Annotated in this window: 12 protein-coding genes and 2 pseudogenes; 9 read left to right on the top strand and 5 right to left on the bottom strand. The window is 62.4% G+C overall.

Annotated features, from left to right (window positions below; all coding sequences use genetic code 11):
- Nucleotides 1–4: 4 nt before the first annotated feature.
- Genes MA875_RS02520 through MA875_RS02510 form a run of 3 tightly spaced genes read left to right on the top strand, consistent with a single transcriptional unit; the run spans nucleotide 5 to nucleotide 3,280 of the window.
- Nucleotides 5–1,192, top strand: coding sequence for a glycosyltransferase (locus tag MA875_RS02520; RefSeq protein WP_248240066.1), 1,188 nt, complete (start codon nucleotides 5–7; stop codon nucleotides 1,190–1,192).
- A complete protein-coding gene (locus MA875_RS02515) occupies nucleotides 1,189–2,310 on the top strand; it encodes a glycosyltransferase (RefSeq protein WP_248240065.1) in 1,122 nt (373 codons plus the stop codon). The genes MA875_RS02520 and MA875_RS02515 overlap by 4 nt, the downstream gene beginning before the upstream one ends.
- Before the next feature lie 55 nt (nucleotides 2,311–2,365).
- The gene (locus tag MA875_RS02510; RefSeq protein ID WP_248240064.1) at nucleotides 2,366–3,280 is read left to right on the top strand and encodes a glycosyltransferase family protein; all 915 of its coding nucleotides are present in this window, start codon (nucleotides 2,366–2,368) and stop codon (nucleotides 3,278–3,280) included.
- Between the two features lie 4 nt (nucleotides 3,281–3,284).
- Here the strand turns inward: MA875_RS02510 and MA875_RS02505 are convergent, their stop codons facing one another.
- From MA875_RS02505 to MA875_RS02495, 3 genes are all read right to left on the bottom strand, one after another.
- The gene (locus tag MA875_RS02505; protein ID WP_248240063.1) at nucleotides 3,285–4,574 is read right to left on the bottom strand and encodes an oligosaccharide flippase family protein; all 1,290 of its coding nucleotides are present in this window, start codon (nucleotides 4,572–4,574) and stop codon (nucleotides 3,285–3,287) included.
- Nucleotides 4,567–5,331 (bottom strand): hypothetical protein, encoded by a 765-nt coding sequence (locus MA875_RS02500; protein ID WP_248240061.1) that lies wholly within the window; start codon nucleotides 5,329–5,331, stop codon nucleotides 4,567–4,569. Before MA875_RS02500 ends, MA875_RS02505 begins: the two co-directional genes overlap by 8 nt.
- A 192-nt stretch (nucleotides 5,332–5,523) precedes the next feature.
- Nucleotides 5,524–6,432, bottom strand: coding sequence for a glycosyltransferase family 2 protein (locus tag MA875_RS02495; protein ID WP_248240060.1), 909 nt, complete (start codon nucleotides 6,430–6,432; stop codon nucleotides 5,524–5,526).
- A 320-nt stretch (nucleotides 6,433–6,752) separates the two neighbouring features.
- Here MA875_RS02495 and MA875_RS02490 point away from each other — a divergent pair.
- From MA875_RS02490 to MA875_RS02475, 5 genes and pseudogenes are all read left to right on the top strand, one after another.
- Nucleotides 6,753–7,646, top strand: a pseudogene (locus MA875_RS02490) (ISL3 family transposase); the annotation flags it as partial.
- Between the two features lie 144 nt (nucleotides 7,647–7,790).
- Nucleotides 7,791–8,069 carry a helix-turn-helix domain-containing protein gene (locus tag MA875_RS17895; protein ID WP_372492502.1) on the top strand — a complete coding sequence of 93 codons (279 nt, stop codon included), beginning with the start codon at nucleotides 7,791–7,793 and terminating at the stop codon, nucleotides 8,067–8,069.
- A gap of 122 nt (nucleotides 8,070–8,191) precedes the next feature.
- Nucleotides 8,192–9,118 carry a Mu transposase domain-containing protein gene (locus tag MA875_RS02485; RefSeq protein WP_248240059.1) on the top strand — a complete coding sequence of 309 codons (927 nt, stop codon included), beginning with the start codon at nucleotides 8,192–8,194 and terminating at the stop codon, nucleotides 9,116–9,118.
- Complete coding sequence (istB, locus tag MA875_RS02480; RefSeq protein WP_248240058.1) at nucleotides 9,115–9,918, top strand: IS21-like element helper ATPase IstB; 804 nt, start codon at nucleotides 9,115–9,117, stop codon at nucleotides 9,916–9,918. The genes MA875_RS02485 and istB overlap by 4 nt, the downstream gene beginning before the upstream one ends.
- A 28-nt stretch (nucleotides 9,919–9,946) precedes the next feature.
- Nucleotides 9,947–10,396: pseudogene (locus tag MA875_RS02475) on the top strand (transposase); the annotation flags it as partial.
- A gap of 45 nt (nucleotides 10,397–10,441) precedes the next feature.
- Here the strand turns inward: MA875_RS02475 and MA875_RS02470 are convergent.
- Nucleotides 10,442–11,713 carry a hypothetical protein gene (locus MA875_RS02470; RefSeq protein WP_248240057.1) on the bottom strand — a complete coding sequence of 424 codons (1,272 nt, stop codon included), beginning with the start codon at nucleotides 11,711–11,713 and terminating at the stop codon, nucleotides 10,442–10,444.
- 325 nt (nucleotides 11,714–12,038) lie between these two features.
- Nucleotides 12,039–12,539 carry a hypothetical protein gene (locus MA875_RS02465; protein ID WP_248240056.1) on the bottom strand — a complete coding sequence of 167 codons (501 nt, stop codon included), beginning with the start codon at nucleotides 12,537–12,539 and terminating at the stop codon, nucleotides 12,039–12,041.
- 62 nt (nucleotides 12,540–12,601) lie between these two features.
- Here MA875_RS02465 and MA875_RS02460 point away from each other — a divergent pair, with 62 nt between their 5' ends.
- Nucleotides 12,602–13,912, top strand: coding sequence for a UDP-glucose dehydrogenase family protein (locus tag MA875_RS02460; protein ID WP_248240055.1), 1,311 nt, complete (start codon nucleotides 12,602–12,604; stop codon nucleotides 13,910–13,912).
- Nucleotides 13,913–13,965 lie beyond the last annotated feature (53 nt).

Here is a 13,965-nt window from a genome sequence, read left to right as displayed (position 1 = left end):
TCGCATGCACGACGCCGGCCGCAGATCCTTCAATTACTACCGAACCGACATTGAGCAAGCTGAAAGGCCCACCTTGCCCTCTATCTCCATCATCGGCACACGCGGGTACCCAAGCTACTACGGCGGCTTCGAGACTGCAGTTAGGAAGCTTGCGCCGTTTCTCGCGGACAAGGGTTGGGATGTCACGGTGTACAGCAGACCGGGCGCCGTAAAGATGGACGACCCCACTCGGGACCCTCGCGTGGCATCAGTCCCCACTTGGGGCGTTGAGACGAAGTCCGTCAGCACCCTGTCGTATGGCCTTACGGCTTCCCTCCACGCGCTGCGCTACAAGCCTGACGTGGCGCTGGTGATGAACGTCGCGAATGGCTTCTTTCTTCCTCTGCTAAAGCTAAGGGGAATACGAACGGTCGTGAATGTCGATGGGATCGAGTGGGATCGAGCAAAGTGGGGCCGCTTAGCGAGGACCATGTTCAAGACCGGGGCGAGACTCAGCGCGCGTTTCGGGGATACCCTGGTGTTCGACTCCCACGAGATCGGGCGTCGATGGAGAGCGGACTTTGGGCGGGATGGGGTTTTCATTCCGTATGGCGGTGACGAGATCCCGAGTTTGCCAGTCGAGCCGGGCCTCGCGCACCGAGGCTACGTCCTTGCAGTTGCGCGCTTCGTTCCAGAGAACACCATTCCGCAATTCTTGGATGCCGCCGAGGAAATCGCGAAACATTTGCCGGTCGTCATTGTCGGCTCATCTGGGTACGGTGGCGAACTCGATGCCAAAGCCGGACAAATTGCGGCCCGAAATGGGCAAGTTAAGTGGCTCGGGCATATCAGCGATGATCGCCGCCTTTTCGCGCTATGGCAGCATGCCGCTGTGTACTTTCATGGCCATAGCGTCGGTGGGACGAATCCCACGCTCGTACAAGCCCTCGCCGCTGCGACGCCGATCGTTGCCCGAGACACTGTCTACAATCGCGAGGTGCTTGGCGACGACTCGGTGTTCTGCGATGCAAAGCCACACGCGATCGCCGAAGCAATTCTTGATCTCGCATTTGACCCCGACGCCCAAGATCGTCTTTCCGCACTGAACCTTTCACGATCGCAAGAGCTGTACACATGGCGGTCTGTGCTGGAAGCCTACGAAATGGTACTCCAGACCGGCGCAACCGGCCACGATCGAGAAGAGCCAGCATGAATGACATGGGCAGAACAGGGCTGGCGGCCTTTCCTATGCACGGCCAATACAAGTTGTCGAACGAGGGGTACCGCACCCGAGACGGCCACCTCATTGAGTGGTTTGCAAAGATCTTGGAACGAGAGAACGCGGGGTCCGTTTCGGTTTTCTCGCGTCCAGAGCCTCGTCTGTTGGCCCCGTTTCGAACGTATCCAGCGGCTTCAGTCGCCAGGAATACTCACCCGGTGGATAGCCTTAGTTGGGCGCTGCCGCCCTTGCGCGATCGACAGAGATGGTGGGTCTCGTCTCTCAATGCCTACCAACGCCACGCGGCCCCAACGCCAGTTGTTACATGGAACCCGTTTCTGGCGCTATCGAATGTGTGGCCCGACGTCGTTTCGTCCGGACTCCCCGTTGCGTTCGATCTCCTCGACGACTGGACGATTCACTACGCTTTCGCCGGCGTCCGTTCCAAAGTGGAAGAGGCGTATCGCGAGTTGTTCTCGCACGCGCACGTTGTGACCGCGAACGCGGAGGGTACCGTAGAACTGGCAAAGCGATTCGGCCGACACGATGTTGTGTTCTTGCCGAACGGGTGTGATCCGGAACGATTCGACAGATCACCACTCGCGGTAGGACCTATCACAATCGGGTATGTCGGGAAGATTGGGAAGCGACTCGATCTGGAGCTGATCGTCGGTACGGCTCGAGATCTGCCGCACGTACGCTTCGTGTTCGCGGGGCCGATTCTCGACAGCGAGTATCGCACCCCGCTCGAGAACGTCCCTAACATCGAATTGGTGGGCGATGTCCATTACCAGGATGTACCCAGATTGCTGCAGACGTTCGATGTCGGATGGGTACCACATCGGGTGGGCGAAGGCGAAGTCGGGGGAGATGTCATCAAGACATACGAATATCGCGCGGCCGGACTGCCCACCCTAACCACTCCCGTACAGGGCGCCGATCGCAGAGGCCTATCGGGTGTCACGATACTTCCTCGCGCGGAGCACGCCGACGCCATTAGACGGTGGACCAACGAAAACGACCGCGTGCCACGTAACCTGTCGACCCTCCCCGAATCGGTTCGGTGGGAAAGCAAAGCGGAGGAAATCCTGGCGCGTCTCAACAGAAAGTGATTCACGTATCTCCGACCGCGAAAGCCGCAGCACCCGGCATTAGGCAGATAGGCTTATGATTAAGAAGGTCGATGTGACCACAGAAGGTTACATAACGGTTGCCTTCGGTAACCCCTACTATGTTCGCATTGCGCGGAATCTTGCTCGTAGTATCAGGCTCCTCTCCCCCGGTCGACCCATTGCCCTCGTTACTGACCTATTGGATGAGGATCTCCAGGACTTTGACATCGTCATCCCCCTGGATGCGACGCATGGTCCATCCCTTTACCACAAGCTTCTTCTCGACGAATATTCTCCATTTGAACGAACGATGTTCGTCGACAGTGACTGCCTGGTGACGCGGTCTTTGGACGATATCTGGTCGCGTTTCCGCGGGCACGAATTCATTGTCGTAGGTGGACAACACTATGCGGGATCGTGGTTTGGAGGTGACATCGCTGCGCTACGGGAGCGGTGCGGCATCGAGGGACCCATGTCAAAATTCAATAGTGGATTCATCTACTGGGAAAGGGGACCGGTTTCTGCATCCGTCTTCAACAACGCTCGAACATTCTGGGGCGAGTACGGGAATCTCGGATTCGGAGATTTTAGAGCCGAGATCCCCGTCGCTGACGAACCGCTCCTGAGTCTTGGAATGGCGAAGAGCCATGTCGATGCGGACCCGGATGACGGAACGGTCATGTGCACACCCATCGGTCTCTCAGGCAGAATGGTGATCAGCTTGCCCAGAAGGCTCGCCAAGTTTCAGAAAAATGGCCGGCCGGTTGCACCCGGTATCGCACATTTCTGCGGGTACTACCGCCGAGGCCCCTCCTACACCCGCGCGTCGGTGTGGCTCGCCTTGGTCTCTAGAGAGCGCCGGATTACCGCCTGGCTCGCTCACGTCGCTCTTTATCCGCTCACCCTGCTAGACAACTCCGCGACCTGGCGTATCCTTCGAAACGCTGGCCGCGCGAGCAGGGGAAGCTAGCTATTCAGCGCCGTTTCAGCAGCGCGATCACAAGTCGTAGGGTCAACTGAACATCGGCGCTCGTAGGAATGAGCATCTCGCGTGCCCGCAAACGCAGGACCCTGCCCGCCATGAACGCGACCAACTGTCCAGTCAAGGCGTTTGCGAGCGCTGCCGCTATCGCTGCGCCCACGGCTCCCAGGTTGGGCACCAGCGCGATCAGCATACCGACGTTAACGCCGATGCCAGCCAGCATGGCAACACTGCGCAGGAGCGGACGTCCACGCGCGGCCAAACCGGATCCGAGCACAGAGCCCGGGTTTCCGATCACCGCCCCGAACATCAGTATTCCCAGAACCAGAGGAACCTGGCTGAACTGCGGGCCGAAGATGGGAACTGATAGTGGTATCGAGAGCAACGTAACGATTATGGCGATTAAAAGGGTGATCAATGTCGAGATACGAGCAGCGATCGCTAGCGCTTGGTCATCAACACGCGCAGATTGACGTGCGAACATGATGTCGCGAACGGCGGCGTTGAACATTCGGGCGGCATCAGACAGGCTCACCGCGACGGCGTACACTCCGAGCACGGCTGCCGAGGAGAGCGGGATGATCAATAGCTGATCTAGTCGGGAGAGCACGACCCCCGCTATGGCACCAGGCCAGACCGCCAGCCCGAAAGCGACCGTGCCGCGAATTGACAGGTGCGAACCCGGAGATCGCCTCGCCCATAGGAGTGGCATGTAGGCGAGAGCTCCGACTAGAAGCGAGCTGCTCAACGTCACCGCCGCTGTCAAAGGGGTCAAATCATCAGTGATTACCAGCGCTGCGAGCGCAACGAGCTTAAAGGTCGATGCCAACACCTGGTCGGTGACGACCAGATTCCACTTCTGCAGTCCTCGGGCAACGCCTCGCACGACACCGATAACGAGTGCGGGGGCAAGGGCGAGCGAGCATAGACGAATGAGCTCGGTGAGTACGCTGTCCCCCGCCGCCAGACCGGGTGCGCATATCCAGACGAGCCCAGTTCCGAGACCGCCCAAGAAGAGAACTAGAGCCACGAGAACGACTACGCGCGATATGTGAACTCCCGAGGCTCGCGCGACGAGGTGAGTCACGGCTTCCGGGAAGCCCATTGTCAACGCAGCAGCCAGAAGCATCAGCGGCGCCGTCGCTGCCGCCACCTCCCCGCGTCCCGCCGCGCCCAAAGCCTGAGCTAGTAACGGAGCTGTCAACAGGGCGACGAGCGGAGAGGAGAAGTTACCTATGGCCACAATAAATACATGGCGTGCCCCCCTACCACTGCTAGGCATGCCTTGAGCCGTCCACCGCCTCGGACCGGATCCTGGCAATAAGCGCCTCTCGACGTGCAGGCACGTATGTGGCCTCGATCTGCTCGTCGTTCGCCGCGTTACCGACGTTACTGTGTTTGAGTGCGCCCTTCTGAGTGCCCGAGACTGTGTCAAATGAGACGGATCTGCTGTGGACGAGAGTGACCATGTGCCCCGACTCGAAGGCAACATAGTGAAGCCACACGTCATCGGCTCTTGGCGCGCAGCTTTCGAATGCGGCCCCTCGGGAGCGCAGGGCGTCGATCATCGAACTCGGATAGCTGACTCCCGAATGGCCGGTCGCAAAGTTGCTCACACGCGGTGTACGACCTTCGCTGAACGGCCAGTCATGATATTTCGCAATGTCGCCGTGGGCGTCCAGGGTGATTTGCCGTGCGCGATATGCCACGACACAACCGGGATTCGAGCTTTGAGCGTCCATCAACTTGCGCAACCAATTGCGAGGATACAAGACATCGTCATCTGCCGTAACTAGTCCGTCGTCAGCAATTCCGCTGAGCACCGCCGGGAAGTATTTCGTGTGGGGTCCATAATTGGCCGCAATGCGAATCTCAAGACCTCGGCTCTGCTGCCGACGCAGCCCACGACTCAAATCAGAGAGCAGCGCAGCGTCGTCAAGCCAGAGAATCAATTTCCCTGGCTGAAGGCGCCCACGCGCGATGCTCTCGACCGCGATGTGGCATTTCTTGACCCGGGCGCCATACGACGTCAGCGACACGACTGGGCCACCCGCGACCGCGACTGGAGACCTCCCCAGCCGCGCCTGAAGTTCAAGCCCGACCATCCAAAGTATGACGAGTGGACGTCGTAACCAGTAGCCGAACTTGCCCGACATACTAGTTCGACCACCCGGTGGGCGCACCGATCGGGTGGGTCACTTTCGCGCGTACATGACAAAAGACCGAGGGATTCATGAGCGTTTGTACTCCTTGATCGTGCCACCGAATAAAGGTGCAAATTTTCCGATAGAAACGAACACCCTGGACAAGGCGCGAGCCCGAAATCCGCGCATCAGAACCAGGTCTCGAATGACCTCGGCAACACCGATCGCTCCAACCGCACTGGCTCGGAGGAGATAGAGCACGAGACTATCGCCGTGCTTGATAATCACTCGCGTGCCGACCATACCGTTGCGGATGTAACGTCTGCGTATCCACGCCCACCGGAGGCGGTCGTCAGGCACATCCTCGGAAACAACGGCGTCAGAGCAGAACAGAATCCGCGCACCTGAGCGACGCAACCCCCAGAACAGATCCCAATCTGACCCACCTGATTCTGAAAACGCGTGATCGAACCGCGGGCATCCGCCACGTACCCAGGCCTCGCGGCGAAGCAGTGTGTTGTTGGTTGCAGCGCTATCGAGCCGGGTCCCGTTTACGAGGAGTGGTCGCTGATAAAAGCCCCCAGCACGTACCCACTTCGGCGAACCCGGCGGAATGATAGTCAGGACTGGCCCTTGGACCACGTCCGCCCCACTCTCGGTCGCAAAAGAGGTTAGAGCATCCCACCACTGCGCATCGACCCACTCATCATCGTCGACGAACACGATCGCCTCATACCGCTCATCGAAGGACTCCAGACTCCGGTTCCGAGCACTAGCTATGCCCGGGCGAGGTTCGTGAACATAGGTCGCGAACGGTGCGTACTCCTCAGCTATCACTTGAGCCGAGGGCATCGTGTCGTTGTCGACAACCAACACGTCGACGTTCGAGGCGCGGGCGGTTGACTCGACGACAGTGGCCAGCAGGCGACGCAACCCGTCGGGCCGCCGGTAGGTCGATATCGCAATTAAGAATCTTGCCAACGCAGCACTCTCCATGAACTCGATCGAAGCGAGCCCTACAAATAGAAAGCCGCCCGTCCAGAATGATCTGGCGCGCACGCGCCGAGCGCCACGGCATGAGGCTACACCACCCGATCGCCTCGATCTCTCACCTGTGCCAGCGCTCGGCTCTGTCGCACTATCGCAGCGCCACCGCGGATCCTATTGGACAGCCCAACTCAGCAGTCTCGTCAGAGAGTGAAGTGGCTCTTCGCGAATGAGGGTGTAGCGGTTGAGCGCGTCGGTGGCCGGGTAGGGGTCGAGGTCTCCCGGATGATGGAAGTTCTTCACGCTGCCCATCGCCGAAAGACCTCGACGTGCTCCACCCTACGTTCGCGGCCCCTGACCTGACCACGTTCTGCCGCCTCGATGAGCTCGGACTCGTCGCTGTAGGGCAGCTGATCGAACCCGACCGAGCGGTGATCGAGTGTCGCCTGGCGGAGTCGGATCCGTGGTGCCGGAACTGCGGTGCCGAGGGTATCCCGCGTGGCACGGTCACGCGGGAACTCGCTCACGAACCGTTCGGTCATCGGCCGACGACGCTGGTTGTCCGCGTGCGCCGCTACCGGTGCGACCACTGCGAGCGGACGTGGCGGCAGGACATGAGCCTGGCGGCGGCGCCGCGGGCGAAGATCTCCCGTGGTGGCCTGGGGTGGGCGCTGCGGGGTATCGTCATCGATCACCTCACGGTGACCCGCGTCGCCGCAGGTCTCGGGGTGTCCTGGAGCGCCGCGAACGCCGCCGTTCTCGCGGACGGCCGACGCCGCCTCATCGACGATCCGGCAAGGTTCGACGGGGTCACCACGATCGGGGTCGACGAGCATGTCTGGCGTCACACGAGATTTGGCGACAAATACGTCACCGTCATCATCGACCTCACCCCCGCCCGGGAGAAGACGGGCCCGGCACGGCTGCTGGACATGGTCGAGGGGCGGTCGAAGCAGGTGTTCAAGCTGTGGCTCGCCGCACGCCCCTCCTCGTGGTCGACGCAGATCGAGGTCGTCGCGATGGACGGGTTCAGCGGGTTCAAGACCGCCGCGGCCGAGGAGCTTCCCGACGCGGTCCCGGTGATGGACCCGTTCCACGTCGTCCGCCTCGCCGGCGACGCCCTGGACCGCACCCGGCAACGCGTCCAGCAGGACACCCTCGGCCACCGCGGTCACGCCGGCGACCCGCTCTACGGTGTCCGCCGCACCCTCCACACCGGCGCGAGCTTCTGACGGCGCTCACTGAAATTCCTCACTTCTGCTCGGTGAAATTCCCCACCCTGGGTCGCTCCGTCGCGTGAGGCGGGCCTCCCTCGATGCTGGTGGTCTCTGACCACACACCAGCTTCCGAGGGAGGCCCTGTTCCTCATGCTTTCAGAGAGGAGCAGCGTGGATATCCACGCTCTGAAACGGCAGGGGATGACGATCAGTGAGATCGCTCGTCGCACCGGCCATGACCGTAAGACCATCCGTGCGTACTTGAACGGCGACGCGTCCCCGGTGTTTGCCGTAAGCGCGAGCCGGACGCGTTTGCTCCGTTCGTCGACTACGTTCGGGAACGCTTCGATGACGACCCGCACCTCTGGGTCGCAACGTTGTTGGATGAGTTGCGTCCGCTGGGGTTCGCGGGGTCCTATCCGACGTTGAGCAGACAGATCCGTGACCGGGGCCTTCGGCCGCCGTGTCTGGAATGCGCGCATGTCACGAAACGACCGAACGCAATCATCGAGCACCCTCCCGGAGAAGAAACGCAGTTCGACTGGCTCGAGTTGCCCGACCCGCCAGCGGGATGGGCGTTCCCGACGAAGAAGGCGTTCCTGCTGGTCGGATCCCTCGCCCACTCCGGAGTCTGGCGGGCGGTGTTGTCTCCGTCGATGGATCTGCCGCATCTACTGGCCGCGATGACCACACTGCTCACGCTGCTGGGCGGGGTGAGCAAGGTCTGGCGGTTCGACCGCATGCGCACCGTCCTGCGCACAGGCAGCGACGATCTCACCCCCATGTTCGCGGCGTTCGCGAAGCACTACGCCGTCCAGGTCGTCGCTTGCCGCCCTCGCAGCGGGAACCGGAAGGGCGTGGTCGAGAAGAACAACCACACCGCCGCGCAACGCTGGTGGCGCACCCTCGCCGACGAGATGACGTTAGAACAGGCCCAGGCCAGCGTCGACGCGTTCGCGAAAGGGCAGGACGGCCGGGCCCGTGCGAGCGAGGCCGGGACGACCACCGCGGCGGCGATGTTCGCTGCGGAACGGCTGCGCCCGCTGCCACTGGCGGTGTTCCCGGTGGTGATCTCCGAAGAGCGCGCCGCGACCCGGCAGGCTCTGATCGATTGGCGCGGCAACCGTTACAGCGTCCCACCGGAGCTGGCTGCGGCGAAGGTGACCGTTCAGCAACGTCTCGGCGCCCCCACGATCGACATCGTCACCGCCGCTGGCTCGGTCGTTGCTCGACACCAGGTTGCGGAACCCGGGCTCGGCGTCACGATCCGCGACACCGGGCACGTCACCGCCCTGGACGCTATCGCGATGGCATCGGCACCGCCGGGACGCCCGCACCGCCGGAAGGAACGCATCCCACCCGGACCCGCCGCTCTCCGCGCCGCGCAGGCGCTCACCGGCACCGGACAGCCCATCTCGACCGTGATCGATCTGGCCGCCTACGAGCGAGCCGCGAAGAACACGAACACCCTCCGATGACCACCATGACAGCCGCAGCGAGCACCTACCAGCAGCTACGTAACCACTTCACCGACCTGAAACTCGCCGACGCCGCCGATGCCCTCCCGAAAGTCCTCGATCAGGCGCAAGCGGAGGGCTGGACCCTTACGACCGCGCTGGAACGGCTGCTGCAGATCGAGGTGACCGCGACGGACGCGCGGCGCCTCGCGGGCAGGTTCCGGTTCGCGAACCTTCCCACCGGCCAAACCCTCGCCGACTTCGACCTCGACCACGCCTCCGGCATCGACCAGAGCCTGCTCGCCGAGCTCGCCACCTGCCGCTACCTCGAAACCGCCACCAACGTCCTCCTCATCGGACCGCCCGGCGTGGGGAAGAGCCACATCGCAACCGGCCTCGGACACGCCGCCGTCACCGCCGGCTACCGGGTCTACTTCACCTCCGCCGCCGACCTCGCCGCCCGCTGCCACCGCGCCGCGATCGAAGGCAAATGGGCGACCATGATGCGGTTCTTCGCCCGCCCCACCCTGCTCATCATCGACGAACTCGGCTACCTGCCCCTCCCCGGTGAAGCCGCCTCAGCGCTATTCCAGGTCATCAACCAGCGCTACCTGAAAACATCGATCGTTCTCACAACCAACCGACCCGTCGGCGCCTGGGGAGAGATCCTCGGCGACACCACCGTCGCCGCCGCGATGCTCGACCGACTCCTCCACCGCAGCGTCGTCGTCACCCTCGACGGAGCCTCCTACCGACTCCGCAACCACCACGCCGCCGCCGACGAACTCCGCCGCGCCACCACCGGCACGAACCTGCGCTAGCGTTACCCCGCGACCCGGGGAACTTCACCGAGCAACTCTGAGGACATTCGCTGAGCGCCATCACTTCCTCACCGAGAAGCAGACCGCCCGCCTGGACGCGGTGTTCGCCGTCGAGGAGCATGTCGAGGTCGAAGCGACCTGGGGCGTCTACCAGCGCATCGTCGCCTCCTACCGTGAACCCGACAAGTCCAACGGCAAGCAATTGATGCAAGCCGTGATCGACGCCGTCAGCAGCGGCGTCCCCGCCGCTCTCACCGAGGTCCGCCGACTCGGGCGAACATTGAAGCAACGCGCCGCCGACATCCTCGCGTTCTTCGACCGGCCCGGCACGTCCAACGGCCCCACCGAAGCGATCAACGGCCGCCTCGAGCACCTCCGAGGCTCCGCGCTGGACTTCCGCAACCTCACCCGCTACATCGCCAGATCGCTCCTCGAAGCCGGAGGCTTCAGACCAGCACTACACCCTCATTCGCGATGAGCCAGTAAAGTTCGCGCCACAGGCGCGGCACCAGCGCACAGGAAACTAATCGACAACTTGATCCTTCTTCGCCTCAGGCTTCGACGCCTCCCTAGGCAGACCGACCGCAGGATCGACAGCGCAAAGCGCTATTGCGAAGAACAAGATCCACATACTCGGTCCCCGAGTCTGTAAACCGGAATGCGATGCCATGAGCAGTAGCGCGATCGCGCTTGCAGGGATCACTCCATAGGGCGCGCCTCCGCGAAGCAAAGCGATGATGGGCTGTGACACGACTGCGCCAAAGATCAGAAGCGTGGTCAACCATCCAAAGTCCCAAACATACATCAGGTAGCCGTTCTCGAAACTCGAGAGGATGGTTTCACGCTCGTCGAAGCTCGAGTTGTAGCCCGTCCCGAAGAATGGTTGAGCACCAACTCCTCGAGAGAAATGCTCGATAGCTACCTGGCGCGCGTACGTCGACAATGTGTCGCCAGCGAATCTGTCGAGGACACCCGACACGAGCGGACTGGTCAGCAGCAGCCACGCCCCAAAGGCAGCCGCCGCCAGACTGACGAACTTTATCTCCATCTTCGCCTGACGTCGAAGAACGGCGTACGCCGCCGCCGCCAGAGCAACCACAAACGATAGTCGACTCTCCGTTACGAGCACGCCAGCCAGCAGGACGAGAACGACCACAAGCCGAACGAGCTGTCGCTCGATAAGGACCGCAAGCGGAATAGCGACTGTCAGCAGCGTTGCGAGGTCGAGCCATGCCCCCACTGTTCCTGTGGCGCGCGTAAGGACCGGGCTGTACCAATAATAGGTCTCCATCTGACTTTCCCAGAACCACGTGCGCCCCGTCGCCCACTGGCCCAGAGCAATCATTGCCTCTATCGACGCGAGCCAAACGAATGTGAGGGCTAGCAGACAGACTGATCCCGGGCGGTTGAGGAACGCGACCCTAACAATAAGGAATAGGACAATCCCGAACCCCAGCGAATCGATTAGTGAGAGAAGTGACGAAGGGGGTCTCGTCGCGGCTGTCACGGTGACTGCGAGCAAGAAACCGACGATGAGAGCGAAGTAGAGCCAGAAGTTTCTGCCTAGCTCGCGGCCAAAGAGATGCGGCGTGGTCAGAACCAGGACAGTGAGACAAGCTGCCAGTAGGTAGGCGGACGGGTGTAGTTGAGAGCCGCCAAGCCCCGTGATAGCAGAGGAAGCCACGCTCGGCACGGCGAACTTGATGGCCATGAGGATCCCAATGAGAACCACAGGGCGATGACGGAACAGCAGCGCTATAACCAGGCAGAGCGTCAGCCACAGAGCGAGCAGCATCTCGCCACCTCCCAGTTAGGTTTCCGGATGAACCAAGCGCACCCAAGAGTTTGCCAGAGCCCTGGCCCGCTACTGATCGCGGGGCTGCCCGCTTCTCGCGAAGTTCCTTCGAGCTCGAAAGCAATTGCACGCTCCGCACACCACCGGACCGCAGCCAGCAAGTCTCCTAGTGATCGAAGATGGTCGTCACGCCTCATAGGCGCGACGGAACGCCTCATGTACGCACCTCACAACCACAATCGATCGCAGTAAGGGGGAGAGCATGAAGGGCACTCAGGCGCGCGGGCCTGGGACGCGTCTGCATCCAATCACTCCGGGGGGTGTGTCAAAGTAGCCGGTTTCGGTTTTTGACAACACGATGGTGCTTTCCCGTTGTCGACGTCGATCTTGAACGGATGTGCGGCAGATTCTGGTGGTCATGGCGCCGCTCCACGATCGGGCGTTGGGAGATCGGTCGCAGTTCGGGCTCGAATTGTTCATCGCGTGCAGGAGCCTTTGGGCGGGGTGGCGCAGGTCGCTCAGGAATTGTGTGCAGTACATCGGGGATGACAAGATCGCCCCGCTCCTCGGCGACGGCTTTTTCCGCGGCCCCGGTCTCGGGTCTCAGTTGAAGCGGTGCAGGGATGTCGACGGTGGTGCGGTGTTCGCGCACGGAGTCGGGGAGCCCCTGGCGTACGGTGTGGTCCGCCGACGAAGCTGGTCCTGCGGTGCCGTTGGAGAAGAACCCGGCGTCCTGGACAAGCCCACCTCTGTCGGAAAGGACCCTCACCGGCTGCTTGGCCGACTGATCGCGACCCGTCTGCTGCTCGGGAAACGGCTGCGTCATTGGTATCTGCTAGACAGTCAGTCGCCGGTTCACCAATTTCTGCTCAGAAACCCAGGAGTCATATGCGTTTGTCCGTCATCGGTTGTGGGTACCTCGGCGCCGTCCACGCGGCCGCGATGGCTTCGATCGGCCACGAGGTGGTTGGCATCGACGTCGATGAGCGAAAGATCGCGTCTCTGTCGGAGGGCGAGGCGCCATTCTTTGAGCCTGGGCTGCAGGAGATCCTGACCGAGGGCATCGCTCTGGGGAATTTGCGATTCACGACCGACATGTCTGCAGCTGCCGGCGCCAAGGTGCACTTCGTTGGCGTGGGGACCCCGCAGGTCAAAGACGGATATGCCGCTGACCTGACCTTCGTGAACGCCGCGATCGACGGGCTGCTCCCCTATCTTGCCGAGGGCGACATCGTCGCGGGTAAGTCGACGGTCCCTGTCGGAACAGCAGCGAGCCTCGCACCCCGAGTGACGGCGACAGGGGCGACGTTGGTGTGGAACCCCGAGTTTCTCCGCGAGGGCTGGGCGGTGCAGGACACGATCGACCCGGATCGCCTCGTCGCCGGCGTCCCTGCGGGCGAGGAGGGCGAGACCGCGGCATCCGTTCTTCGCGAGGTTTACCACCCGTCGGTAGCGAAGGGCACGCCTCTCATCGTGACCGACTACGCCACGGCCGAGCTGGTGAAGGTGTCGGCCAACGCGTTTCTTGCGACGAAGATCTCGTTCATCAACGCCATGGCGGAAATCGCAGAAGTCACCGGTGCCGACGTGACGCAGCTCGCGGACGCAATCGGGCACGACGCACGGATCGGGCGACGTTTCCTCGGCGCAGGGATCGGGTTCGGCGGCGGATGCCTGCCGAAGGATATCCGGGCGTTCTCCGCCCGTGCGGAGGAGCTGGGGCGCGGGGAATCTGTTGCGTTCTTGCGTCAGGTGGATGAGATCAACCTGCGTCGCCGTGATCGCGCCGCCCAGCTCGTCGTCGAGGCGCTCGGCGGGTCGGTGTTCAAGAAGAACATCACGGTGCTCGGCGCGGCCTTCAAGCCCCACAGCGACGACATCCGTGACTCCCCGGCGCTGGATGTGGCGGTCAAGCTGCACGGGCTCGGCGCCTGGGTGACGATCACCGATCCCGCCGCGATTGCGAACGCTCAGCGGGTGCATCCCCAGCTGAACTACGTCGAGGATCGCGACGAGGCGCTGCGCGAAGCCGACGCCGTGATCGTGGTGACGGAGTGGGGCGAGTACCGGCGCGAGTTGGATCCGGAGCACGCCGGGTCACTGGTGCGCGGCAAGGTCGTCGTCGACGGGCGTAACTGCTTGGACGCGGGAGCCTGGCGGGCTGCCGGGTGGAAGTACTTCGGGATGGGGCGGCCGTAACCTCGGTCGGCCACCGACACGGGCGGGCCGCGGCATCCTCTTCTGGCCGTTTC

Origin of the sequence: Microbacterium kunmingense (assembly GCF_023155745.1) — a bacterium.
Taxonomy (GTDB): Bacteria; Actinomycetota; Actinomycetes; order Actinomycetales; family Microbacteriaceae; genus Microbacterium; species Microbacterium kunmingense.
The sequence above is the reverse complement of the archived record's forward strand: the minus strand, read 5'-3'. Positions and strand labels throughout refer to the sequence as shown.

Excerpts from the sequence above, each read along its gene's own strand:
- MA875_RS02520 (WP_248240066.1), top strand. The coding sequence starts at position 5 with ATGCACGACGCCGGCCGCAGATCCTTCAATTACTACCGAACCGACATT.
- MA875_RS02515 (WP_248240065.1), top strand. The coding sequence starts at position 1,189 with ATGAATGACATGGGCAGAACAGGGCTGGCGGCCTTTCCTATGCACGGC.
- MA875_RS02510 (WP_248240064.1), top strand. The coding sequence starts at position 2,366 with ATGATTAAGAAGGTCGATGTGACCACAGAAGGTTACATAACGGTTGCC.
- MA875_RS02505 (WP_248240063.1), bottom strand. The coding sequence starts at position 4,574 with ATGCCTAGCAGTGGTAGGGGGGCACGCCATGTATTTATTGTGGCCATA.
- MA875_RS02495 (WP_248240060.1), bottom strand. The coding sequence starts at position 6,432 with ATGGAGAGTGCTGCGTTGGCAAGATTCTTAATTGCGATATCGACCTAC.
- MA875_RS17895 (WP_372492502.1), top strand. The coding sequence starts at position 7,791 with ATGCTTTCAGAGAGGAGCAGCGTGGATATCCACGCTCTGAAACGGCAG.
- istB (WP_248240058.1), top strand. The coding sequence starts at position 9,115 with ATGACCACCATGACAGCCGCAGCGAGCACCTACCAGCAGCTACGTAAC.
- MA875_RS02470 (WP_248240057.1), bottom strand. The coding sequence starts at position 11,713 with ATGCTGCTCGCTCTGTGGCTGACGCTCTGCCTGGTTATAGCGCTGCTG.
- MA875_RS02465 (WP_248240056.1), bottom strand. The coding sequence starts at position 12,539 with ATGACGCAGCCGTTTCCCGAGCAGCAGACGGGTCGCGATCAGTCGGCC.
- MA875_RS02460 (WP_248240055.1), top strand. The coding sequence starts at position 12,602 with ATGCGTTTGTCCGTCATCGGTTGTGGGTACCTCGGCGCCGTCCACGCG.